This is a genomic window from Enterobacter sp. R4-368, from assembly GCF_000410515.1.
Lineage (GTDB): Bacteria > Pseudomonadota > Gammaproteobacteria > Enterobacterales > Enterobacteriaceae > Kosakonia.
Window position 1 is genome coordinate 4,781,777 of sequence record NC_021500.1, and the last position, 24,248, is coordinate 4,806,024.

General features: G+C 52.2%; 22 protein-coding genes. 12 read left to right on the forward strand and 10 right to left on the reverse strand.

What is annotated here, in order from left to right; genetic code table 11:
- Window positions 1-43: 43 nt before the first annotated feature.
- Window positions 44-1,054: a quinone-dependent dihydroorotate dehydrogenase gene (pyrD, locus tag H650_RS22280; RefSeq protein WP_020457260.1), complete on the forward strand. Its 1,011-nt coding sequence runs from the start codon at window positions 44-46 to the stop codon at window positions 1,052-1,054.
- Window positions 1,055-1,222: 168 nt separating this feature from the next.
- A complete protein-coding gene (gene zapC / locus H650_RS22285) occupies window positions 1,223-1,765 on the forward strand; it encodes a cell division protein ZapC (RefSeq protein WP_020457261.1) in 543 nt (180 codons plus the stop codon).
- On the opposite strand, the gene H650_RS22290 is transcribed toward zapC, so the two are convergent.
- Window positions 1,762-2,871 carry a YcbX family protein gene (locus H650_RS22290; protein ID WP_071925272.1) on the reverse strand — a complete coding sequence of 370 codons (1,110 nt, stop codon included), beginning with the start codon at window positions 2,869-2,871 and terminating at the stop codon, window positions 1,762-1,764. The genes zapC and H650_RS22290 overlap by 4 nt on opposite strands.
- A 99-nt stretch (window positions 2,872-2,970) precedes the next feature.
- Here H650_RS22290 and rlmKL point away from each other — a divergent pair, with 99 nt between their 5' ends.
- The 6 genes from rlmKL to rmf all read left to right on the forward strand — a co-directional run bounded on the left by rlmKL (window position 2,971) and on the right by rmf (window position 10,899).
- Entirely contained in the window at window positions 2,971-5,079 is a 2,109-nt protein-coding gene (gene rlmKL, locus H650_RS22295) for a bifunctional 23S rRNA (guanine(2069)-N(7))-methyltransferase RlmK/23S rRNA (guanine(2445)-N(2))-methyltransferase RlmL (RefSeq protein WP_020457263.1), read from the forward strand.
- 12 nt (window positions 5,080-5,091) lie between these two features.
- Window positions 5,092-6,999, forward strand: a complete 1,908-nt coding sequence (locus H650_RS22300; protein WP_020457264.1) for an ABC transporter ATP-binding protein — start codon at window positions 5,092-5,094, stop codon at window positions 6,997-6,999.
- 11 nt (window positions 7,000-7,010) lie between these two features.
- Window positions 7,011-8,279 carry a membrane integrity-associated transporter subunit PqiA gene (pqiA, locus tag H650_RS22305; protein ID WP_044489606.1) on the forward strand — a complete coding sequence of 423 codons (1,269 nt, stop codon included), beginning with the start codon at window positions 7,011-7,013 and terminating at the stop codon, window positions 8,277-8,279.
- Entirely contained in the window at window positions 8,269-9,909 is a 1,641-nt protein-coding gene (gene pqiB / locus H650_RS22310; RefSeq protein ID WP_020457266.1) for an intermembrane transport protein PqiB, read from the forward strand. The genes pqiA and pqiB overlap by 11 nt, the downstream gene beginning before the upstream one ends.
- Window positions 9,906-10,478 carry a membrane integrity-associated transporter subunit PqiC gene (gene pqiC, locus H650_RS22315; RefSeq protein ID WP_020457267.1) on the forward strand — a complete coding sequence of 191 codons (573 nt, stop codon included), beginning with the start codon at window positions 9,906-9,908 and terminating at the stop codon, window positions 10,476-10,478. Before pqiB ends, pqiC begins: the two co-directional genes overlap by 4 nt.
- Before the next feature lie 253 nt (window positions 10,479-10,731).
- Complete coding sequence (gene rmf, locus H650_RS22320) at window positions 10,732-10,899, forward strand: ribosome modulation factor (protein ID WP_017456222.1); 168 nt, start codon at window positions 10,732-10,734, stop codon at window positions 10,897-10,899.
- Between the two features lie 70 nt (window positions 10,900-10,969).
- Here the strand turns inward: rmf and fabA are convergent, their stop codons facing one another.
- Window positions 10,970-11,488 (reverse strand): bifunctional 3-hydroxydecanoyl-ACP dehydratase/trans-2-decenoyl-ACP isomerase, encoded by a 519-nt coding sequence (gene fabA / locus H650_RS22325; RefSeq protein WP_017456223.1) that lies wholly within the window; start codon window positions 11,486-11,488, stop codon window positions 10,970-10,972.
- A gap of 69 nt (window positions 11,489-11,557) precedes the next feature.
- Window positions 11,558-13,318, reverse strand: coding sequence for an AAA family ATPase (locus H650_RS22330; protein ID WP_020457268.1), 1,761 nt, complete (start codon window positions 13,316-13,318; stop codon window positions 11,558-11,560).
- Window positions 13,319-13,500: 182 nt separating this feature from the next.
- Here H650_RS22330 and matP point away from each other — a divergent pair, with 182 nt between their 5' ends.
- Window positions 13,501-13,953 (forward strand): macrodomain Ter protein MatP, encoded by a 453-nt coding sequence (gene matP / locus H650_RS22335; protein ID WP_020457269.1) that lies wholly within the window; start codon window positions 13,501-13,503, stop codon window positions 13,951-13,953.
- A gap of 76 nt (window positions 13,954-14,029) precedes the next feature.
- Here matP and ompA read toward each other — a convergent pair whose 3' ends face one another.
- Both ompA and sulA read right to left on the reverse strand, forming a co-directional pair.
- Window positions 14,030-15,079, reverse strand: a complete 1,050-nt coding sequence (gene ompA, locus H650_RS22340) for a porin OmpA (protein WP_020457270.1) — start codon at window positions 15,077-15,079, stop codon at window positions 14,030-14,032.
- A gap of 367 nt (window positions 15,080-15,446) precedes the next feature.
- Window positions 15,447-15,956, reverse strand: a complete 510-nt coding sequence (sulA, locus tag H650_RS22345; protein WP_020457271.1) for an SOS-induced cell division inhibitor SulA — start codon at window positions 15,954-15,956, stop codon at window positions 15,447-15,449.
- A 218-nt stretch (window positions 15,957-16,174) separates the two neighbouring features.
- On the opposite strand from sulA, the gene H650_RS22350 reads away from it, so the two are divergent.
- Complete coding sequence (locus H650_RS22350; RefSeq protein WP_020457272.1) at window positions 16,175-16,795, forward strand: TfoX/Sxy family DNA transformation protein; 621 nt, start codon at window positions 16,175-16,177, stop codon at window positions 16,793-16,795.
- On the opposite strand, the gene yccS is transcribed toward H650_RS22350, so the two are convergent.
- Together yccS and H650_RS22360 are read right to left on the reverse strand one after the other, a co-directional pair.
- Complete coding sequence (gene yccS / locus H650_RS22355) at window positions 16,789-18,918, reverse strand: YccS family putative transporter (protein WP_044489607.1); 2,130 nt, start codon at window positions 18,916-18,918, stop codon at window positions 16,789-16,791. The genes H650_RS22350 and yccS overlap by 7 nt on opposite strands.
- A gap of 17 nt (window positions 18,919-18,935) precedes the next feature.
- Complete coding sequence (locus H650_RS22360) at window positions 18,936-19,382, reverse strand: YccF domain-containing protein (protein ID WP_020457274.1); 447 nt, start codon at window positions 19,380-19,382, stop codon at window positions 18,936-18,938.
- A gap of 122 nt (window positions 19,383-19,504) precedes the next feature.
- Between H650_RS22360 and helD the strand changes: the two genes are divergently transcribed.
- On the forward strand, window positions 19,505-21,559 hold the full coding sequence (gene helD, locus H650_RS22365; RefSeq protein WP_020457275.1) for a DNA helicase IV: 2,055 nt from the start codon (window positions 19,505-19,507) through the stop codon (window positions 21,557-21,559).
- A 30-nt stretch (window positions 21,560-21,589) separates the two neighbouring features.
- Here the strand turns inward: helD and mgsA are convergent, their stop codons facing one another.
- Complete coding sequence (mgsA, locus tag H650_RS22370) at window positions 21,590-22,048, reverse strand: methylglyoxal synthase (protein WP_020457276.1); 459 nt, start codon at window positions 22,046-22,048, stop codon at window positions 21,590-21,592.
- A gap of 137 nt (window positions 22,049-22,185) precedes the next feature.
- Here mgsA and H650_RS22375 point away from each other — a divergent pair, with 137 nt between their 5' ends.
- On the forward strand, window positions 22,186-22,599 hold the full coding sequence (locus H650_RS22375) for a CoA-binding protein (protein ID WP_020457277.1): 414 nt from the start codon (window positions 22,186-22,188) through the stop codon (window positions 22,597-22,599).
- 28 nt (window positions 22,600-22,627) lie between these two features.
- On the opposite strand, the gene hspQ is transcribed toward H650_RS22375, so the two are convergent.
- Both hspQ and rlmI read right to left on the reverse strand, forming a co-directional pair.
- The gene (gene hspQ, locus H650_RS22380; protein ID WP_017456235.1) at window positions 22,628-22,945 is read right to left on the reverse strand and encodes a heat shock protein HspQ; all 318 of its coding nucleotides are present in this window, start codon (window positions 22,943-22,945) and stop codon (window positions 22,628-22,630) included.
- A 60-nt stretch (window positions 22,946-23,005) separates the two neighbouring features.
- Complete coding sequence (gene rlmI, locus H650_RS22385) at window positions 23,006-24,196, reverse strand: 23S rRNA (cytosine(1962)-C(5))-methyltransferase RlmI (RefSeq protein ID WP_020457278.1); 1,191 nt, start codon at window positions 24,194-24,196, stop codon at window positions 23,006-23,008.
- Window positions 24,197-24,248 lie beyond the last annotated feature (52 nt).

The following is a 24,248-nucleotide window of genomic DNA, read 5'->3' on the forward strand; positions in this document are numbered from 1 at the left end:
GATAATACGCCCCCGGTTTGCAACCGGGAATCCAGGAGAGTTCATGTACTACCCCTTCGTTCGTAAAGCCCTTTTCCAGCTCGATCCAGAGCGCGCTCATGAATTAACGTTCCAGCAATTACGCCGTATTACCGGCACACCTTTCGAAGCCCTTGTACGTCAGCGTGTACCGGAGAAGCCGGTCAAATGCATGGGGCTGACCTTTAAGAACCCGTTGGGGTTAGCGGCCGGGCTGGATAAAAATGGTGAGTGCATTGATGCGCTGGGCGCGATGGGGTTTGGCGCCATCGAAATCGGTACCGTGACGCCACGCCCGCAGCCGGGTAATGACAAGCCGAGGATCTTCCGTCTGGTGGACGCCGAAGGGCTGATCAACCGTATGGGCTTTAATAATCTTGGCGTGGATAACCTGGTTGAGAACGTGAAGAAATCACACTTCGACGGTGTGTTGGGCATTAATATTGGCAAGAATAAAGACACGCCAGTTGAGCAGGGTAAAGATGACTACCTGATTTGTATGGAAAAAATCTATGCCTACGCCGGTTATATCGCCATTAATATTTCTTCGCCAAATACGCCCGGTTTGCGCACGTTACAATATGGCGAAGCGCTGGACGATCTGCTTACGGCAATTAAGAATAAGCAAAACGATCTGCAAAATGTGCATCATAAATATGTTCCGGTAGCCGTAAAGATCGCACCAGATCTTTCTGAAGAAGAATTGATCCAGGTGGCCGATAGTTTAGTTCGCCACAATATTGATGGTGTTATTGCCACTAATACTACGCTTGAAAGATCGCTGGTACAGGGAATGAAACATTGTGACGAAACGGGTGGGTTAAGTGGTCGTCCGTTGCAATTAAAAAGCACGGAAATTATTCGGCGGTTGTCGCAAGAATTAAACGGACGCTTGCCGATTATTGGCGTAGGTGGCATCGACTCGGTGATAGCGGCTCGCGAGAAAATCGCCGCCGGTGCGTCACTGGTGCAAATTTATTCGGGCTTTATTTTTAAAGGTCCACCGCTGATTAAAGAAATCGTTACCCATATCTAATCTTTTATCCCTTCCTGCACAACCAGGGCTTTATTTCCCGCCCTGGTTGTTTTATATTCCACCACTGTTGCTAATTTAAACATTTTAGTCTTTTATTATTTAGGTAATAAACGAGGCGGCAAACAGGATGAAAAAGCGACAGGATGTTTAGGGGAAGGGGAGAGGAAAATGCGAATTAAACCTGACGATAATTGGCGCTGGTATTTTGATGATGAGCATGATCGCATGATGCTCGATTTAGCCAATGGCATGTTATTTCGCTCTCGTTTTGCCCGTAAGATGCTGACGCCAGACGCTTTCTCACCGTCTGGTTTTTGCGTGGATGATGCTGCGCTCTATTTCTCCTTTGATGAAAAATGCCGCGATTTGCCGTTATCCCATGAGCAACGCGCTGAACTGGTACTTAACGCGCTGGTAGCGATTCGCTTCCTCAAGCCGCAAATGCCGAAAAGCTGGCACTTCATGACGCATGATTCCCTGTGGACGCCTGTTACGGGCGAAGGTGCTTGCGTCTGGCTCAGCGATACGCAGGAGTGTGTGAATCTGCTGGTGGTTGAACCGGGTGACAATGCTGCGCTGTGTCTGCTGGCGCAACCCGGCGTGGTAATTGCCGGGCGCACTATGCAACTGGGCGATGCGATTAAAATTATGAACGATCGCCTCAAACCACAGTTACATACCAACGCAATTCAATTCGAACAGGCGGTTTAAGCCTCCAGTCGCAGTGATGTTTTCGGCACACAGCTACAGCAGAGAATTGAACCATCCGGCGCAACCGCTGATTTCTTCAGCGCACTGACTTCACCTTCCACTACGCGGATCCGGCAGCAACCGCAAATCCCGGCGCGACACGAGTAGGGCACGCGAATCCCCTGATTTTCAAGCTGTTCAAGCAACACTTGTTGGTTATTGCCGCGAAATGTTTGACCTTGCCAGTTGATTTCTACCGTGCCTGCGGGTTGCGCACCCTGTTCAACAGCCTCTTCGGCTTCGCCTGCGCCGTATATTTTCGCCGGCGCCGTTGCCAGCACGGCCACTTCATCGCCAACGCGGATCACACCGCTATTACGGGCAATCAGGTTTTGGCCGAAATCGACGGTACCGTTGTCCTGCGCGGTGCGAAAACGCTGTAAGGTCGCGAGAGGCTCACCGGAGGGGTGTTTTTGCCCGCGCTCCGGGCTGACGGTGGTGAACACACACCGGCTGCACGGTTTCACGACATCGAAAACCACCTCGCCAATACGCACCACTTTCCAGCTGTCCTCTTCCCACGGCTGCGCGCCCGTCACTACCAGGTTGGGGCGAAACTGCTCCATTTTCACGCTGGCCGGGCAACGGTTTTGTACATCACGCAGCGAGGCTTCGTTAGCCAACAGATAGGGAAAACCATCGGCGAAAGATAACGGTACGTCGTCGTGGTGTTTAACGCGGCGGGTTAATTCAGGTCCAACCCAGCGCAACTGCACCTCGCGCGAAAAAAAGCCGCTCAGCCAGCGATTAATCTCGTCGGGCGCGATAAGGGCAATAAAGTGGTTTCCCCATACTTCCGTGGGCGCGGCGTCGGGCGCAAAATCGGCAAAGCGAATCACCGCGCTGCTGCCATCCGGTGCGGTCAGGTGCAAACCATCGGTTAACGGTGAGGGCGTAAAGCGCACCATCTGCGGATACTGTCGTGCGGTAATAAAAGTGCCATCGGGTTGCGTGACCATAAAAACACGGTCAAAAGCGAGGCCGCTGATATCGGCAAGCGCATGCGTCAGGCCAATACCACGCATGGATTTTACCGGATGAATAAAAAGACGTGAAAGCGTTGGCACGTCTTCCCCCTGTCTGATGAAAATTAGCCCTCAACTTTATGACATGAACGCCAGATTAGCTATAATGCGCAACAATTTTCGTTGAGTGTAAGTGACATTATGATTTCTCTGTTTGCCAGTACGGCCCGCGGGCTGGAAGAGCTGTTAAAAACTGAACTGGAAAAACTCGGTGCCGTTGAGTGCCGGGTTGTTCAGGGTGGTGTCCATTTTGAAGGGGACACGCGGCTCCTGTACCAGAGCCTGATGTGGAGTCGTCTGGCTTCGCGCATTATGCTGCCGCTCGGGGAGTGCAAGGTTTACAGCGATCTTGATCTCTACCTCGGCGTGCAGGCGATCAGCTGGACAGAGATGTTTAATCCGGGCGCAACCTTCGCCGTCCATTTTAGCGGCCTGAACGATGAAATTCGTAACAGCCAGTACGGCGCGCTGAAAGTCAAAGATGCGATCGTCGACAGCTTTACCCGCAAAAACCTGCCGCGTCCGAATGTGGAACGTGAGATGCCGGACCTGCGTATTAACGTCTGGCTGAACCAGGATACGGCAAATATCTCCCTTGATCTGAGCGGTGAAGGTTTGCACCTGCGCGGCTACCGCGATCGCACCGGGATGGCGCCGATCAAAGAAAACCTGGCCGCCGCGATCGTGATGCGTTCTGGCTGGCAGCCAGGCACGCCGCTGCTCGATCCAATGTGCGGCTCCGGGACGCTGCTGATTGAAGCTGCGATGGCGGCGACCGATCGCGCGCCGGGTCTGCACCGCGGCCACTGGGGTTTTGGTGGCTGGGCACAGCACGATGAAGCGCTGTGGCAAGAGGTGAAAGCCGAGGCGCAAACGCGCGCGCGCGCGGGGCTGGCGAATTACGCCTCCCATTTTTATGGGTCAGACAGCGACGCGCGCGTTATCGATATCGCCCGTAAAAACGCCCGACGCGCCGGGATTGGCGAGCTGGTCACCTTTGAGGTGAAAGATGTTGCCGAGCTGAGCAACCCGCTGCCAAAAGGCCCGTACGGTACGGTGATCAGTAACCCGCCGTATGGTGAGCGTCTGGAGAGTGAACCGGCGCTGATCGCGCTGCACAGCCTGTTGGGCCGTCTGCTGAAAGCACAATTTGGCGGCTGGAATCTGTCACTGTTTAGCGCCTCGGTTGATCTGCTGAACTGCCTGCAACTGCGTGCTGAGCGCCAGTTCAAAGCGAAAAACGGTCCACTGGATTGCGTGCAGAAAAATTACCATCTGGCGGAAAATACCGGCGAAGCGAAAGCGCCGGCAATGGCGGAAGATTACGCGAATCGCCTGCGCAAGAACGTTAAAAAGCTGGAAAAATGGGCGCGTCAGGAAGGTATCGAATGTTATCGCCTGTACGATGCCGATCTGCCGGATTACAACGTCGCGGTCGATCGCTATGCCGATTGGGTGGTGGTGCAGGAGTATGCCGCACCGAAAACGATTGATGCGCAAAAAGCGCGCCAGCGTCTGTTTGACATCATTGCGGCCACTATTCATGTGTTGGGGATTGCGCCAAACAAGCTGGTGTTGAAAACCCGTGAACGGCAGAAGGGCAACAATCAGTATCAGAAAATGAATGAAAAGGGTGATTTCATGGAAGTGAGCGAATATAACGCTCGCCTGTGGGTCAACCTGACCGATTATCTTGATACCGGTTTGTTCCTCGATCACCGTATCGCGCGCCGTATGCTCGGCCAAATGAGTAAAGGCAAAGATTTCCTGAATCTATTCTCTTATACCGGCAGCGCCAGTGTGCATGCGGGGCTGGGCGGCGCGCGTTCGACGACAACGGTGGATATGTCACGTACCTATCTGGAGTGGGCCGAGCGCAACCTGCGTCTTAATGGCCTGAGCGGTCGTGCGCATCGCCTGATCCAGGCCGACTGCCTTGCGTGGCTGCGCGATACTGATGAGCAGTTCGACCTGATCTTTATCGATCCGCCGACCTTCTCCAACTCCAAACGTATGGAAGAGTCTTTTGATGTACAGCGCGACCATATGGCGCTGATGCAGGATCTCAAACGCCTGTTGCGTAAGGGCGGCACGATCATGTTTTCCAATAACAAACGCGGTTTCCGTATGGATCTCGACGGGCTGGCGAAACTGGATCTTAAAGCACAAGAAATCACCCAAAAAACGCAGTCGCAGGATTTTGCCCGCAACCGTCAGATCCACAACTGCTGGCTGATTACCGCAGCCTGAAAGGATAAATAAATGTCATTAATCAGTATGCATGGCGCGTGGCTGTCATTCAGCGATGCGCCGCTTCTCGATAATGCTGAGCTGCATATCGAAGAAAACGAACGCGTGTGCCTTGTTGGGCGTAACGGCGCGGGGAAATCAACGCTGATGAAGATCCTCAACCGGGAAGTTAACCTGGATGATGGTCGCATTGTGTATGAGCAAGATTTGGTGGTGGCACGCCTGCAACAGGATCCGCCGCGTAATGTTACCGGCAGCGTCTACGATTTTGTCGCTGAAGGGATTGAAGAGCAGGCCGAGTATCTCAAGCGCTACCATGAGATTTCCCACCTGGTGATGAGCGATCCGAGCGATAAAAACCTCGCCGAGTTAGCGCGTGTGCAGGAGATGCTGGATCACCACGGTTTGTGGCAACTGGAAAACCGTATCAATGAAGTGCTGGCGCAGCTTGGGCTAACGGCGGACATGTCGCTCTCCGCCCTTTCCGGCGGCTGGTTGCGTAAGGCAGCGCTGGGGCGCGCGCTGGTGAGCGGTCCGCGAGTGCTGCTGCTCGACGAACCAACCAACCACCTGGATATTGAAACTATCGACTGGCTGGAAGGGTTCCTGAAATCTTTCGGCGGCACCATCATCTTTATCTCTCACGATCGTTCGTTTATTCGCAATATGGCGACGCGTATCGTCGACCTCGATTGCGGCAAGCTGGTTTCCTATCCGGGCAATTACGATCAATATCTGCTGGAGAAAGAAGAAGCCCTGCGCGTGGAAGAGCTGCAAAATGCGGAATTTGATCGCAAGCTGGCGCAGGAAGAGGTGTGGATCCGCCAGGGCATCAAGGCGCGTCGTACTCGTAACGAAGGCCGCGTCCGCGCGTTAAAAGCCATGCGCCGCGAGCGCAGTGAACGCCGTGAAGTGATGGGCAGCGCGAAGATGCAGGTGGAAGAGGCCTCCCGCTCCGGCAAGATTGTTTTCGAGATGGAAGACGTCAATTACGGCATCGATGGCAAAGTGCTGGTGCGCAATTTCTCCACGCAGGTGCAGCGCGGCGACAAAATCGCGCTGATCGGCCCGAACGGCTGCGGTAAGACTACGCTGCTCAAATTGATGCTGGATCAACTCAAAGCCGATAGCGGGCGTGTCCATGTCGGTACCAAGCTGGAAGTGGCCTATTTCGATCAGCACCGCGCCGAACTGGATCCGGATAAAACGGTGATGGACAACCTTGCTGAAGGTAAGCAAGAAGTGCTGGTGAACGGCAAGCCGCGCCACATTCTGGGCTACTTGCAGGACTTTCTGTTCCATCCGAAACGGGCGATGACGCCGGTACGTGCGCTCTCTGGCGGGGAACGTAACCGACTGTTGCTGGCGCGTTTGTTCCTGAAACCCAGCAACCTGTTAATTCTCGATGAACCAACCAACGATCTGGATGTTGAAACGCTGGAACTGCTGGAAGAGCTTATCGATGCCTATCAGGGTACGGTTCTGCTGGTGAGCCACGATCGTCAGTTCGTTGATAATACCGTGACCGAATGCTGGATCTTCGAAGGCGACGGCCAGATTGGTCAGTATGTTGGCGGCTATCACGATGCCCGTGGTCAGCAGGCGGCGTCGCAGATGCAAAAACAGGACGCCGCGAAAAAAAGTATGGAAGCGCCGGTAGCCAAAGCAGAAACTGTCAAACGCAACAGTAACAAACTAAGCTATAACCTGCAGCGTGAACTGGAACAATTACCGCAAAAGCTGGAACAACTGGAAGCACAACTTGGGGATTTGCAAGCGCAGGTCGCCGATGCCAGTTTCTTTAGCCAGCCGCACGACCATACGCAGAAAGTCTTAGCCGATATGGCTTCGGCGGAGCAAGCGCTTGAGGAAGCGTTTGAACGCTGGGAGTATCTGGAGGCTCTGAAAAACGGCGCATAAAGGGAGCCTGTATGTGTGAACACCACCACACCACTCGCCACATTCTCTGTTCGCAATGTGACATGCTGGTGGCGTTACCGCCGCTGCAACATGGACAAAAAGCGGCGTGCCCGCGTTGTGGGACAACGCTTGCGACCGAGTGGGACGCGCCGCGGCAGCGTCCCACTGCGTATGCTATCGTCGCGCTGTTTATGCTATTGCTCTCCAACCTTTTTCCCTTCGTAAACATGAAAGTAGCAGGCGTTGCCAGTGAGGTGACGCTGCTGGAAATTCCTGGTGTGATGTTCTCGGAAGATTACGCCAGCCTCGGCACTTTCTTTCTGTTGTTCGTGCAGTTTGTGCCGGCGTTTTGCCTGGTGACGATCCTGCTGTTGGTTAACCGCGTGCGGATGGATTTTCGCCTGAAAATTGGCCTTGCCCGCGTGTTATTCCAGCTTAAAAGTTGGGGAATGGCGGAGATTTTCCTCGCCGGGGTGTTGGTCAGTTTCGTCAAACTGATGGCTTATGGTGATATTGGCATCGGCAGCAGTTTCATTCCCTGGTGCCTGTTCTGTCTGTTGCAACTGCGGGCGTTTCAATGCGTAGACCGCCACTGGCTGTGGGACGACATTGCGCCAGCGCCAGCTGTTGCGCAGCCGCTGCATGTCGGTGTACCAGGTATCCGCCAGGGGCTGCGGTCCTGCCCATGTTGCACGGCGATAGTGGCGATTGACCAGCCGGTTTGCCCACGTTGCCATACTCATGGCTATGCGCGTCGGCGCAACAGTATTCAGTGGACGCTGGCGCTGCTGATGACCGCCATCATGCTCTATTTACCCGCCAATATTTTGCCCATCATGGTGACCGACCTGTTGGGCGACCGCATGCCGTCGACCATTCTGGCCGGGGTGATTTTGCTGTGGAGCGAGGGGTCGTATCCGGTTGCGTTAGTGATTTTTATCGCCAGCATTATGGTGCCGACGCTGAAAATGATTGGCATCGCCTGGCTGTGTATTGATGCGAAAGGGCACGGAAAGCGCGATTGCGAACGCATGCATTTTATTTATGAAATAGTGGAATTCGTTGGGCGCTGGTCAATGATCGACGTGTTTGTTATTGCCGTACTGTCTGCACTGGTGCGGATGGGGGGGCTGATGAATATTTATCCTGCGATGGGTGCGCTGATGTTTGCGCTGGTCGTTATTATCACGATGTTTGCGGCAATGACTTTCGACCCGCGTCTGAGCTGGGATCGCGAGCCACAAACGCACCATGAGGAGTCGTTAAAGCATGGAGAATAAGAGTGGGGAAGCCAGGGTGCAAAAGGTGAGAAACTGGTCACCGGTGTGGATTTTCCCGATTGTGACGGCACTGATTGGGGCCTGGATCCTTTTCTATCATTACAGCCATCAAGGCCCGGAAGTCACCCTGATCACCAATAACGCCGAAGGAATTGTCGGCGGTAAAACGACGATCAAAAGCCGCAGCGTGGACGTTGGCGTAGTGGAGAGTACGACGCTGACCGATGATCTTACCCATGTTGAAATCAAAGCGCGGCTCAATTCCGGCATGGAAAAGCTCCTGCATAATGATTCGGTATTCTGGGTGGTGAAACCGCAGGTGGGGCGCGAAGGTATCAGCGGGCTTGGTACGCTGCTTTCTGGTGCCTATATCGAACTTCAGCCCGGTGTAAAAGGCAATGCACCGGAGCGCTACAACTTGCTCGATTCGCCGCCGCTGGCACCGCCGGATGCGAAAGGTATCCGGGTGATCCTTGACAGTAATAAAGCGGGGCAATTAACGGCAGGCGATCCGGTGTTGTTCCGTGGCTATCGCGTGGGTTCAGTGGAAACCAGCACCTTTGATACGCAAAAACGGACCATGAGCTATCAGCTCTTTATTAATGCGCCGAACGATCGGCTGGTGACCAGCAATGTGCGTTTCTGGAAAGACAGCGGGATTGCCGTCGATCTCACCTCCGCCGGGATGCGCGTCGAGATGGGGTCGCTGACGACGCTGTTCGGCGGCGGTGTCAGCTTCGATGTGCCGGAAGGCCTGGATTTGGGGCAACCGGTGGCGGAAAACAGCGCTTTTAAGTTGTATGACGATCAGCGCAGCATTCAGGATTCGCTATACACCGAACATGTTGATTATCTGATGTTCTTTAAAGATTCGATCCGTGGCTTGCAACCCGGCGCGCCGGTTGAATTCCGCGGCATCCGCCTTGGTACGGTGAGCAAGGTGCCGTTCTTTACGGAAGGTATGCGCCAGGCGCTGAATGATGATTATCGTATTCCGGTTCTGATCCGTATTGAGCCGGAACGTCTGGCGAACCAACTGGGTGAAGATCCGGATATGAGCGCACATCTGAATGCGCTACTGAAGCGTGGTCTGCGAGGCTCGTTGAAGACCGGTAATATTGTTACCGGCGCGCTGTATGTTGATCTCGATTTTTACAATAATGCCCCTGCGATCAGTGGCATGCACGAGTTCGCTGGCTATCCCATCATCCCGACTGTGAGTGGTGGACTGGCGCAGATCCAGCAACGGCTAATGGATACGCTGGATAAAATTAACAATTTACCGTTGAACCCGATGATCCAGCAGGCGACGAGCACGCTATCTGAAAGCCAGCAAACGCTCAAACGTCTGCAAACGACGCTGGATAACCTCAACAAATTGACCGCCAGCCAGTCGATGCAGCAACTGCCTGCAGATATGCAGAGCACACTACGCGAACTTAACCGCAGTATGCAGGGCTTCCAGCCAGGTTCCGCCGCTTACAATAAAATGGTGGCGGATATGCAGCGCCTCGATCAGGTATTGCGTGAACTGCAACCGGTGCTGAAAACGCTCAACGATAAGAGCAACGCGCTGGTATTTGAAGCGAAAGGGAAACCCGATCCGCAGCCGAAGAGGGCAAAAGAATGAAAAAGAGCGCATTAGCGATACTGGCTCTGTTGCTGACAGCCTGCAGTAGCGGCGGTGATAACAAAAGCTACTATCAGCTGCCTTCGCCGTCGCAAGTAAAGGCGCAGGCGATGGCCGGGCAAAACCAGGGGAATCGTCAGTTATGGGTAGAACAGGTTTCGGTACCTGATTTTCTCGCGGGGAATGGCGTGGTGTACCAGACCAGCGATGTGCAATACGTCATTGCTACGAACAATTTGTGGGCCAGCCCGCTCGATCAGCAACTGCGTAACACGCTGGTATCCAATCTGAGCAATCAACTGCCTGGCTGGGTGGTTGCATCGCAGCCGCTAGGCAGTGAACAAGATACGCTAAACGTAACTGTGACCGGTTTTCATGGTCGCTATGATGGGCGAGTGATTGTAAGCGGCGAATGGTTACTTAAACACCAGGGACAACTGATTAAGCGCCCCTTCCATATTGAGCTGAAACAGCAGCAGGATGGCTATGATGAAATGGTGAAAACGCTGGCTCAGGGCTGGCAGCAAGAGGCTGTCAGTATTGCGAATGCGCTAAATCGTCTGCCATAAGTAAATCTAAAGTCTGTAAAAACCGCCATAGACAAAATCTATGGCGTTTTTTTTATGTTTCAGTACAAACCATTAGTTGTGCTGGCTCACATTTTTTGTACAAATGAACTTTTGTGTAGCTCACATTTATGACACTGGCGTGAATTTTGCGCATTGACGACGAAGTCTATTCAAGGTATTTGTGACCTGTGGTTGCGCATTAAGTGACCACTGTTTTCTTTTCCACCAGATCAAATAATGAGGGAAACGAGGCATGAAGAGACAAAAACGCGATCGCCTGGAACGGGCACATCAACGTGGTTATCAGGCTGGTATTACCGGGCGTCCGAAGGAAATGTGTCCCTACCAAACCCTGAATCAAAGGTCCGAGTGGCTGGGAGGCTGGCGGGAGGCCATGGAGGACAGGGCAGTCATTGCCTGATTCTGTCTCTTTAAAAAAGAAACCTCCGCATTGCGGAGGTTTCGCCTTTACCGGGGTAGGTAACCCGGTATCAGAAATTAGACGTATCCTGGAACAGACCTACTTTCAGATCCGCGGCGGTATAGATGACGCGGCCATCAACCAGCACTTCGCCATCTGCCAGACCCATGATCAAACGACGGTTTACAACGCGTTTAAAGTGAATACGGTAAGTCACGGTTTTCGCCGTTGGCAGCACCTGGCCGGTGAATTTCACTTCGCCAACGCCCAGCGCGCGGCCTTTGCCTTCGCCGCCGAGCCAGCCCAGGTAGAAACCAACCAGTTGCCACATTGCATCGAGGCCGAGACAGCCTGGCATCACCGGATCACCAATGAAATGGCAGCCAAAAAACCACAGATCCGGGTTGATATCCAGCTCAGCTTCAACATAGCCTTTATCGAAGTTACCGCCGGTTTCAGTCATTTTGACCACACGGTCCATCATCAGCATGTTCGGTGCCGGCAATTGCGGGCCTTTTGCGCCAAACAATTCGCCACGACCAGAGGCAAGAAGATCTTCTTTTGTATAGGATTCGCGTTTATCTACCATGTTCTCAGTAAGCCTTATTTGTAATTTCGGACGCAGGATAGCTAACACGTGTACGCTGAACAAGTCCGATCAGTTTCGGATAAACCAGTTCAACCAGCGAAGCGGCCACGGGAAGCGGTGGCGCGCATCCTGTTGTGTTGCCTGCGCGATACGTTCCTGGATGAGTTGCTTAAGGTTGTTTTGCCCTTCGGCATCCCACGGCAAACCCGTTAATAAGGGTAGCGCATCCATCATGTCATCTACTGCCCAGATGAAAAATTGCTGCGCCTGGATAGCATCCAGAAGTTCCTGTTGCAGGCAGAGATGGCGTACATTTGCCGAGGGAATAATCACCCCTTGCTTGCCAGTGAGCTGGCGCTGCTGACAAATAGTGAAGAAGCCTTCGATTTTTTCATTCAGCCCGCCGACCGGCTGGGAGCGACCAAATTGATCCACCGAGCCTGTGATCGCAATGCTCTGATTAAGCGGAACTTCAGATAGCGCGCTGATTAATGCGCACAGTTCAGCCATTGATGCGCTATCACCGTCGACTTCGCTGTATGATTGTTCAAAAGTCAGTGAGGCGGAGAAGGGGATCTGTTGTTCCAGCTCCAGTTCCGCCATCAGGAACGCTTGCATGATCATCATGCCTTTGGCGTGGATATTACCGCCCAGCTCAGCTTTGCGTTCAATATCGTTAAACTCGCCATCGCCAACATGTACCACACAACTGATTCGCGAGGGTTCACCAAAGGCACGTGGATGTCCCGGAAACTCGATAACGGACAGTGCATTGATCTGACCGATGCGTTCTCCTTCGGTTTCGATCAGGATTTGCTCAAGCAGGATCTCATCCTGCATGCGCTCCGCCAGGAAGCCTTCACGCCATTCTCGCTGCGCAAGCATTGTCTGGAACTCTTCCCCGCTAAAGGTTTCATCGGTGGACATCGCTGCCACTTCTCGCAGTTGCCGAGACAACCACATTGGGCAAAGAGGTAACGTTTCTTGATCGCCGGTGTAGCGGACGGCTTCGCGAATGAGTGTTGTCCATGCATCAGCCGCAGGGGCGGGCAAGTGCGCATCGCGAGCGGTTTGCTCGACCCACTGACGCCATATGGACATGGTTTCGGCATCCGCAATTTGCAGCGTTTCTTCGTATTCGCTGTAAATGGCCTGCGATGCGAGTTCCGGCTCCATTTCCTGGAAATCCGCGAGTGATTCACGTTCACCCACGAGGATGACTTTCAGATCCATTGGCATGGACGGCACAGTGACAGGCAGAGGGCGCGATTCATCAAAGGAAACCCAGTCAAAACGGCGCTGCATTACCATCGTTTTCAGGCGCATCCATAGCAGTGGCTGTGCAAGCAGAGTACGTAAGGAAATAACCAGCACTCCACCGTTTGCCTGGTGGACGAGGCCGGGTTGCAACGTGATTTCCTGATTAAACTGGCGAAGGCAGCCGAAAAGTTGTTCTGCTTCTACCCAATCGGCGATCGCGGTGGGTTTGCTGCCGATAAAATTTGCCTGGGCATCAGCCGAAGGTTCGAAGCGAATTGCCGAACCATTGACATGATATTGGCCGCCAGAAAATGGGCGGGCTTCAGGGATGAGCATTTCGGTGGCGCTGGCGATAAGCGCAAGATATTCGGCTTCTTCTGGCGCTTTAGCCAGCAAAAAGCGTGACGTCGCCTGCGGATAGAGCAATTGCTCCAGCGCGTACTGTAATCGGGGTTGCGTATCGGCCAGGGAGAAGTCCGTTTCGCGGGCTAATTCGGACGATTCAAACACTTCCTGATAGCTGCTGGTATCAGGAACCAGGTCGTTCCATTCAAGTTTTGTAATGGTCAAAGTCGTTTTTTTAGTCTGATGTCAAAGGCGCGATTATACCGTAAACGCTCCAACAGCACACATTCATTACACGCTTTCGCGACGCGAACACTATTGGCTTAAACGAGGCCGTGATTTCTTTTCAGCAGAGTTGGAAAAAACTGATATTCTGAACTGAGTTACACGGTCACGTTGAGAGCGCAATGAAATATCAACAACTGGAAAATCTCGAAAGCGGCTGGAAATGGAAGTATCTGGTAAAAAAGCATCGTGAAGGGGAATTAATCACGCGCTACATAGAAGCCAGTGCCGCTAAGGATGCGGTCGATTTATTGTTGACACTCGAAAATGAACCCGTACAGGTCAACGACTGGATTGTGCAGCATATCAATCCGTCATTGATTAACCGGATGAAGCAAACTATTCGCGCCCGCCGCAAGCGGCATTTTAATGCCGAACATCAGCATACGCGTAAAAAATCGATCGACCTGGAATTTGTAGTCTGGCAGCGTCTGGCTGGGTTAGCGCAGCGCAGGGGGAAAACGCTTTCTGAAACGATTGTGCAGTTGATCGAAGATGCCGAGCACAAGGAAAAGTATGCATCACAGATGTCTACGCTGAAACATGACCTGCAGGCATTACTTGGGAAAGAATAGGTGCGAATTATTCCTGCCTGTTATTTCAGGCAATAAAAAACCCCGCTAATGAGCGGGGGTTTTTTTAGACGGGAACTTAAGCCTGCGGCTGAGTTACAACGTCTTTGCTACCTTTAACTTCGATCTCTACGCGACGATCCGGTGCCAGGCAGTCGATCAGCGCTGCACGCGGTTTCACGTTGTCACAGGTGCTGCCGGTAACCGGGTTGGATTTACCCATGCCACGTGCGGAGATTTTGTTAGCCGGGATACCTTTAGAAACCAGGTAATCAACTACGGACTGTGCACGTTTCTCAGACAGGCTCTGGTTGTAAGCGTCAGAACCGATACGGTCGGTGAAGCCCAGAACCACTACGGAACCGTCTTTAGGATCCAGGTTGCTCAGCTGACCATACAGCTGATCCAGCGCCTGCTGACCTTCCGGTTTCAGCGTCGCTTTGTTGAAGTTGAACAGAACGTCAGACTTCAGAGTGAAGTGTTTGGTCTGCACTTCCGGAGCCGGAGCCGGAGCCGGAGCAGCTACTACCGGAGCAGCGTCTTCCTGCTGGCCGAAGCGGTAGGAAACACCTACGCTCAACATACCGTTGTCCGGACGAGCACCAACGGTGCTTGCATCACCGATGTTGTTAACCCACTGGTATTCCAGGCGGGTAGCGATGTCACGAGTAACTGCCCACTCAACACCACCAGCGAAGACCGGGGAAACACCGGTATCGTGATCTTTGAAGCCCTGGTTGTTCTGAGCGTCTGCACGCCAAACCATACCACCCAGACGAGTGTACAGGTCCAGATCGTCAGTTACCGGGTAACCCAGTTTAGCAGTCAGTTGAACGCCCTGAGCTTTGAACGCGCCGTTAACGGTGTCGCCTTTGTACGGCATACGACCCAGCCAGTCATAGCCCAGTTCGAAACCTACGTACGGGTTAACCTGGTAGCCACCGAACGCACCAGCACCCAGTTGGCTTTCGTGGGTCGGGCCATCGTTCTGCCATACCGCACCTTTGTCATGATACTGGGACCAACCCAGTTTACCACCTGTATACCAGGTGTTATCTTTCGGAGCGGCCTGCGCTACGGTAGCGAAACCAGCCAGTGCCACTGCAATCGCGATAGCTGTCTTTTTCATTTTTGCGCCTCGTTATCATCCAAAAATCGCCATGGGAATCTCTTTAGAGAAGCCACGGTTAAATCCTTCACCGGGGGCATTGCTCACTGACAACTCTGCAGACATCTTTACCGATATCTTTGGCTTATGCCGAGCACCCCTGGCGATGTAAAGTCTACAACGTAGTTGGAAACTTACAAGTGTGAACTCCGTCAGGCATATGAAAAAAAAGGCTTTGTATACACAATATTTAACACTTCTGATGAATCTTTCGCCACGGCTATTTCCGTACAAAGCGCGCTAGACCGGCTTTCGCGCTATATTTGGACGATAAATTTGAAGCGCTGCTCTCAGGCAAAAAACATCCTAGGAAAACTCCTAAATTCACTCAATGATACAAATTTGAGTGAATTTTTATCCCGGAAAGCTGTCTCGCAGCCAGAGGATCGTGGCGTACAGGTCGCATAACGAAGCCTATCGCATTGCCTTCTTCTGCCGCCATAGCTAATTGGCGATGTTCCTCTGCAGTCAGCTCTTCAGAATGCCAGCCAATAACGACGCTATAGTTGCCGGTGCGCAATGCACGAATCATTGAGTCCAGTGTTACGCTTGGAGAAAGCTGGTTCACCTGCATCACCTTGGTGAGGGGTAACCCAGCGGATTGCACCCACTCACGGCTGAGTTTTTGTTGAGGTGTCAACCACAGCTGCCAACGGGATTGTTGCCCGAGTTGCTGCAGTAAAGGCAGTAAAAGAAGCTGCGTCATCCAGGGCTGGTCCTCACGATAGACCATTTCGCTAATCAGCCCGGTAGTGATGCTGGAAGGCTCAACGTGATTCAATTTGTTGAGTGTTGAAGCGAGTGTTGTCGAACGATTCGCATAGCCTGAAGTGTACATAATCAATCCAGCCCTGTGGGTTACTGTATGTTTATACAGTAACCGTTGCATGCTCAGAGATCAACCTCATTTTCGGAAACTATCTCGCATTTTTGTTTTGTCCCTGCCGCGTAATGAAAAATTTGCTTGCCGTCTTGCTCACAGTTGCCTATGTTCCTGCGTAGTGGTTTCAGTAATTTAAATCTGGCTTTTACTATGTGATTTATAAGGCAAAAATCATGGAAGACCTATCTTATCAACGGATATATCAGTCACGCGAATACCTCATGCCTCTCGGCACAATTTGTCACCGCGCTCATTTTGGTGGTTACAGCTTGTCAGTGGATAAAACTGTTTTCGCGATGGTTGCAGAAGGGGAACTTTACCTTCGCGCTTGCGACGAGAGTGCGCAATATACGGTTACGCAAGATGCCCCTTTACTGGTATTCAACAAACGTGGGCGTCAGGTTTCGTTAAATTACTACTTCGTTAGCGAGAGTGTGTGGCGCGATCGTTCGTTACTTCTGCAACTTTCGGCTCTGTCACTTGATGCTGCGCGGCGTGATAAAGATCGGCGCAGTGCCAGAAAACGGTTACGCGATCTGCCTAACCTTACTTTTCAACTTGAAGCTCAACTTCATGAAGCGGGAGTACTGGATGCACATACACTGCGAATGCTCGGGGCAAAAGTTTGTTGGCTTAGATTGAGAAAATCAAACAAGCATCTGAGCGCGAAAGTGCTTCTTGCACTCGAGGGCGCAATTGTTGGGCTTCACGAAGCGGCGTTACCGGCGCCGCGACGCCGGGAACTGATGGAGTGGTTTAACGGCGTAATCAAGAAAGGAGCGAGTCCTTACTGAGTAATTTGGCTTTTCAGACGGCACACTTCAGGCAATAAAGCGATCAACAGGCCAATCTGTTGCAGTACCAGTGGCTCTTTGCTATCCGGGCGCGGCTCCAGGTGTTTAATGCGTTGGGATAGATCGGCAAGGGTATCCTGAACACGTTTTTGGTCTGCTGGTAGGTGATGTAGAGCATCGTCAACATAGCAGACTGCATCATCAAGTAAACGTAGGATATCCTGCTGGGTGAGCTGCTCACGATGTGCGCCAAGCGCGGAAATATAACTGGTAAAGGTATGATTTAAACATAACAAACGGAACGCGGCATCGCGAAGTTCAGGTGAGGTTCCGGGTTCGGAAGACATATTTGAAACGACCGATGCCAGTTCCGCGTCACGGTTATAAGCGTTACGTCTGGCGATGCGGTAAGCAAGCCGGTTATCGCGTCCCTGATGGTACTGTTCAAGAATGGCATCAAGGTAGCGGCAGTTAGCATCAAAGGCTTGTTCAGTAACGCGGGGCAGGTGTCGAAAACGCCAGTCCGGCCAGATAAAACTCACTGCCGCCCAGGCGATAGCACAACCTATAAGCGTATCAATAATGCGGGGAAGCGCGACTTCAAATCCTTCGCCCAATAAGTTAAAGCACAGTAACACCAGTAAGGTGATGAACATCGTGGCATGCGCGTATTGCACTGTTCGAAATGCGAAAAACAGTACACCGGTGATGACGATGAGTATCAGTTGCCCTTCGTGTGAGGGAACGAAGTAAAGTACCGGCAATCCGATCGCAACGCCAATCAGCGTTCCGATTACGCGTAGCGTCAGCCTGTGGCGAGTGGCGTTATAGTTCGGCTGGCAGACAAAGAGACTGGTCAGTAAGATCCAATAACCATGCTGTAGCCCCGTTATTTGGATAAACGCATAACCGATACATAACACCACCGACATGCGTACTGCGTGGCGAAAAAGTGCGGATTCTGGCGTCAAATTATTACGTAACCGCTGCCGCATGTCATTGAAACCACTCAGACTATCATCCGAAAGCTGATTTTCAGTGTCATTTGACAATGAAGGCTGTGGTTGACCAGATTCAATAGTTGCTAACTGAGCGTCAATAGCCCTCAGGTTATCCAGCAGAAAACCAAGTGCTTTCATATGCTCCTGAGGCGTGATGCCATTAGCGCGAAGACGATCAAGCGCCGCGTCAAGGTGGATAAATGCACGTTCGAAGCGAGAATCGTGTTGATACGGAGTGCGAAGCAAAATGGCGCGTGATAACTGAGCGCACGCATGTGACTGCATGGAAAGTAAGCGCTGAAAGCGGAACATCACGTCGCTATAACGAAAGTGTTCGCGCAGTGTTTGATATTGGATATGTGAAGAACTGGCTCGTTCGTGAATATCTTGCGCCGCAAAATAGTAATGTAATGTTTGACGTGTGCCGCGCTGCCCACGATCTCCGCGCAAACGCGTGAGCAACGTGGCTTTGGTTTGATTGAGCGTGTTCACTAACTGGCCATTCGCCAGTGCTAAATCATAGAGCGGCGCCTGGCTATCATCTTCAATATCCGGGTCAAAAAGACGTGATTTTAGTTCAAGGTAATGTGCCAGTTGTTCATAGCAACGCGCCAGGTTGTCTTGTAGGGCGCGAATGGGGAAAACCAGATGTCCAACCAGCGTCAGCAAGTTAAACCAGATTGCACCTGCCAACAGCAGCAGTGGTTGCTGATACCATTGTTCGAAAAGGGAAATTCCCAGCATGGTATAGACCGCAATAAGCAGCGCACCAAAAGCAATGGTGGCGTAACGCTGTCCGAGCCCGCCAAGTAGGATGAAACCAATGGTGGATGTCACAAGACCAAGCGCAAACAACCATGGCCACGGGAAGAGTAACTCCACAGATGCAGACGCAATAAAAAAGCACACTAGCGTAATTATCAGGTTTTTCAGCCGCCCCGTCAGGCGGTCATCCAGATCGGCAAGTGCGGCGGCAACGACGCCAAGCGTTAGCGGGATGGTCAGTTTCACCTCGCCGAGTAGCCAGGGCAGCAAAGCAGTCCCGCAAAGCGCAATAAAAATTCTGACGTTATAGAGCCAGGCACTGTTCCATGTATAACGGCGAAGCAGAGGACTTAACATAATGACAAGCGATCCGATTATTGAAAACGACGGTGCGCATTGGCTTCGCGGGCAGCGCGAGCGGTTTCTACAGATACCACCCGACGGCCAACTGGCCACAGTGCAATCGCAGCGATTTTAAAGTTCGCGACGCCAACGGGAATGCCGATGATGGTAAGGCACTGAGCGATACCGGCGGTAATATGCATAATGCATAGCCACCAGCCAAACAGAATAAGCCAGATAATATTCAATAATGTTCCACCTGCATTTAACAGGCTGTTTTTGCTCTGCGGTTCGAGTTCATCAATGTGAATGGCTTCATTTCCCCAGGGGATAAATGAGAGCTTTGTGATTTCCCAGCAAGAGCGCGTCAACGGCAGAGTGATAATGAGCAGGGCGCTGATTATTGTTGCGAGTAGCCATCCGAGTGTTGTGGCGAAACCACCAAGCACAAAATTTAGAATATTCAAAACGGTACGCATAAAACCTCAGTACAAACCGGTCGGTAGAGAATGCCGGTAATTGTAACGATTATTTGGGCTGGAGCGCCAATTCTCTGGCAGGTAAACTGGCAATTATTGTCACAAGTAGAGAACGATAAGTCATGGAACTGAAAGCGACCTCACTGGGAAAACGTCTGGCGCAACACCCGTATGATCGCGCAGTCATTCTGAATGCCGGCATTAAAGTGGCAGGTGACAGACACGAATACCTTATCCCTTTCAATCAGTTGTTAGCGATTGAATGCAAGCGAGGGCTGGTGTGGGGAGAGATGGAATTTCAGCTTGCCGACAACAAAGTAGTTCGTCTTCACGGAACGGAATGGAACGAAACACAGCGTTTTTACCATCTTTTAAATGAGCGCTGGAACCGGTGGAGCGCGGAAATGAGCGAGGTTGCTGCCGGGGTTTTATCGGAGCAACTGGAGCTGATTTCCGGGCGTATTGAGCCAACGAAATGGCTTACCCGCAAGCAGCTTCAGGGGTTACAGCAGCAATTGCAGCAGGCGTTTGCCGCGTTGCCGATTCCGACAAGCCGATTAGCGGGGTTTGATAATTGCCGTGAGCTTTGGCGTCAGTGCCAGTCGTGGCTGACGGACGTTGAGAAGCGCCGGACACAGCACAATCAAACTTATACTGAAACGATGCTTACTCAGTACGCCGCTTTTTTTGAGCACGTCGAAGTATCTCCTTTAAACCCGGCGCAGGCGCGGGCCGTGGTCAACGGTGAGCACTCTTTACTTGTGCTCGCTGGTGCGGGGAGTGGAAAAACGTCGGTGCTGGTGGCCCGAGCAGGCTGGTTGCTGGCTCGTGGCGAAGCCTCGGCGGATCAAATCCTGCTGCTTGCGTTTGGTCGCAAAGCCGCTCAGGAGATGGATGAGCGTATCCAGCAAAGGCTACATACCGAGGAGATTACCGCGCGCACTTTTCATGCGCTGGCGTTGTATATCATCTCCCAGGGAAGCAAAAAAGTGCCCGCTTTAAGCGAGCTGGAAAATGACACATCGGCTCGGCTGTCCTTACTAACGGATACTTGGTGCCAGCAGTGCAGTGAAAAGAAAGCACAGGCGAAAGGGTGGCGTCAGTGGCTGGAAGAAGAGATGGAATGGGACGTCCCTGAAGGCAATTTTTGGGAAGATGCAAAATTGCAGCGCCGCATCGCTCCGCGTCTCGATCGTTGGATCGGACTGATGCGTATGCATGGCGGTGCACAGGCAGAGATGATCGCCGGCGCACCAGATGAAGTTCGTGACCTGTTCAGTAAACGCATTAAATTGATGGCACCGATTTTAAAAGCGTGGAAAGCAGACCTAAAGTCTGAAAACGCCGTCGATTTTTCCGGGCTGATTCATCAGGCAATTAATGTGCTTGAAAAAGGGCGTTTTGTTAGCCCATGGAAGCATATTCTGGTTGATGAATTTCAGGATATTTCACCGCAGCGCGCGGCTTTGCTGGCTGCGTTGCGTAAGCAAAACTCACAAACGACGCTGTTTGCTGTCGGTGATGACTGGCAGGCAATCTACCGTTTCAGCGGCGCGCAACTTTCTTTAACCACCGCTTTCCATGACTATTTTGGTGAAGGCGATCTCTGCGCACTGGATACGACTTATCGTTTCAATTCACGCATTGGTGAAGTGGCGAATCGTTTTATCCAGCAGAACCCATGGCAGCTTGCAAAACCATTGAATAGCTTGAAAACTGGGGATAAAAACGCAGTGACGCTGATGGCGCAGGATCAGCTGGATGCGCTATTAGATAAACTCAGCGGATATGCAACGCCGGAAGACAGGATCCTGGTTCTGGCTCGCTATCACCACGGAAAACCGGCGGTTCTGGATAAAGCAGCCACCCGCTGGCCGAAACTTCAGCTCGATTTTACGACTATCCACGCCAGTAAAGGGCAACAAGCGGACTATGTGATTGTGGTGGGGCTGAAAGAGGGCGCGGATGGTTTTCCTGCTCCGGCGCGGGAATCCATTATGGAGCAAGCCTTGCTGCCGCAGGCGGAAGAGTTCCCTGATGCGGAAGAGCGGCGATTGTTGTACGTCGCGTTGACGCGCGCACGCCATCGTGTCTGGCTATTGTTTGATAAAGATGAACCGTCACGCTTTGTCGACACGTTAAAATCGCTGGATGTGCCAGTCGCGCGAAAACCGTGAAACGAAGGCGGCCGCTGCGGCCGCCAGGACTTATTTCAGACGCTCAGCGAGGTAACGTTGGTAGTCCGGAATGAGGATGTCGACGCTGTTATTGAACTGCGGCGATTCGATAATAAAATCAGCGGTAGATAAATTGGTCGCAACCGGAATATTCCACACCGTTGCAAGACGTAAGAGGGCTTTTACGTCAGGATCGTGCGGGACAGCATTAAGCGGGTCCCAGAAGAAAATCAGTACGTCGATTTTGCCTTCTGAAATCAACGCGCCGACTTGCTGGTCGCCGCCCATTGGGCCACTCAGCATCGCGTTGACTTCAAGACCGGTTGCTCGCTGAATCAAATTCCCGGTTGTACCAGTCGCATATAGCTCATGTTTGGCCAGTATTGGCTGGTGGCGTTCTACCCATTTCATTAATGATTGCTTGCAGTGATCGTGTGCGACCAGTGCAATATTTTTGCGCACGGGTAAGGTGCGAGTGGTTGATTCCATAATCCGCTTCCGTCAGTGGTTTTCGCTACAGATTACTGGAAGCGTCTGATGCTGCAAGAGAAGTGAATAAAAAAATCCGAAAATGGTCGGGTGGGTCTGTTTGATTTACACTTTGGTGACATCGCCGGGAGGAAAACATGAAAGAAACCGATATTGCCGATATTTTACAGTCGACCCAAACTATTGCGCTGGTTGGTGCGAGTGATAAACCCGATCGACCAAGTTATCGCGTGATGAAGTATTTGTTGGACCAGGGTTATCATGTGATTCCCGTCTCGCCGAAAGTAGCAGGGACTACCCTTCTTGGGCAGCAGGGCTATGCAACACTTGCCGATGTGCCAGAAAAAATCGACATGGTGGATGTTTTTCGTAATTCGGAAGCGGCGTGGGGGGTTGCACAGGAGGCGATTGCCATCGGAGCGAAAACGCTTTGGATGCAATTAGGGGTGATTAATGAACAAGCGGCCGTGCTGGCGCGTGAGGCGGGGTTAAATGTAGTGATGGATCGCTGCCCGGCGATTGAGATCCCGCGGCTCGGTCTGGCGAAATAAAAAATACCCCGCATCTGGCGGGGTATTTTTAGTTGCGCAGGCGCGGAGCCTGGAGCTGTCGGCGAATGGTGCGCGCCAGTTCATCCATGGATGGCTGCTCCGGATGTTCATCCGTAATTTCGCTTGTCAGCTGTGCTTCTGCCAGGTATGTGTGCACTGGTTGGCCATCATCATCTTCCATTACGACATGATACCAGGGCAGCGCGCGGAGTTCGTCGTTCACCGCCAGTTCATCTGCTGACGGCTCGTCCAGTGAATACTCAGGATCGATATCGACCACTACGCCAAGATACCCCAGCAGTGAGTGGCGAACTTGCTGACCGATACCGAATTTGCTGGCAATCATTGTCACCTCCCGGGAACCTTACATACCCGCAGATATGCGGGCGCAGTTCCAAATTTCAAGTTACATGACGCGGCAGGCAAACCCTTTCAGATACAGCCCTTCCGGGTAGGTAGCGATCACAGGATGATCGGCGGCCTGACGGAACTGTTCTATAAATTGTACATCACGACCAGCATCTATTGCGGCGTCAGCAATAATTTTCTGAAATAAATCTGTGGTCATCAAACCGGAACAGGAGAAAGTGAGCAGTACACCGCCGGGATTCAGGAGCTGGATCGCCAGCATGTTTATGTCTTTATAACCGCGACAGGCGCCCATCAACTGGCTTTTGTTTTCCACGAACTTTGGCGGGTCCATCACGATGACATCGAAAGTTTCGCCCTGATCGCGATATTTGCGCAGCAGTTTGAATACATCGTCGCGAACAAATTCTGCTTTGCTTAAATCCAGCTCGTTCAGCGTAATGTTCTGTTTCGCGACATCCAGCGCTTCCTGAGAGGTATCTACACTGACGACCTGGCGGCATCCGCCCATCAGCGCGGAAACGGCAAAGCCGCCGGTATAGGAGAAGCAGTTTAATACGCGCTTGTCTGCCACGTAGCGACGTGTTGCCAGCCGGCTGTCGCGCTGATCGAGGTAGTAACCGGTTTTATGCCCGCCCTGAATATCAACAAACAGCTTCATGCCGTGCTCTTTAATCGGCAACAATGCGGGCGGCAGTTCGCCAACCACCAGTCCTTGCGCGAGTTCCAGCCCCTCTTTTTTGCGCACAGCAACATCGCTGCGATCGTAAATCGCGCATTGTGGATAGAGAGACTGGAGCGCCGAGATAATGGCTGGACGCTGATATTCCGCACCTGCGCTAAGAAGTTGAAGAACAAGAAAATCACCGAAACGATCGATGGTTACGCCGGGTAAGCCGTCTGATTCGCCAGCAATCAGGCGATAGCTGTCCAAACCATCGCGTTGCGCCAGCCAATCTCGCCACTGCTGTGCTTGTTGTAGGCGGCGGGTGAAAAACGCGATATCAATGCTTTCATTTTTATCGAAAGTCCAGACGCGAGCACGAATCTGCGATGCAGGAGATAATGCTCCACGCGCCAGCCACTCACCCTGATGATCGACAATATCAACCGTTTCACCGAGGCTGGCTTTGCCTTCCATTCGCGCGACAGCGCCGGAGAAAATCCAGGGATGACGGCGCAGCAATGATTTCTCGCGCCCTTTGGCTAACACTAAACGTACACTCATATTCGGCTATTCTATAAACTGAAGAAAATGGGCGCTATTGTCACGGGTTCAC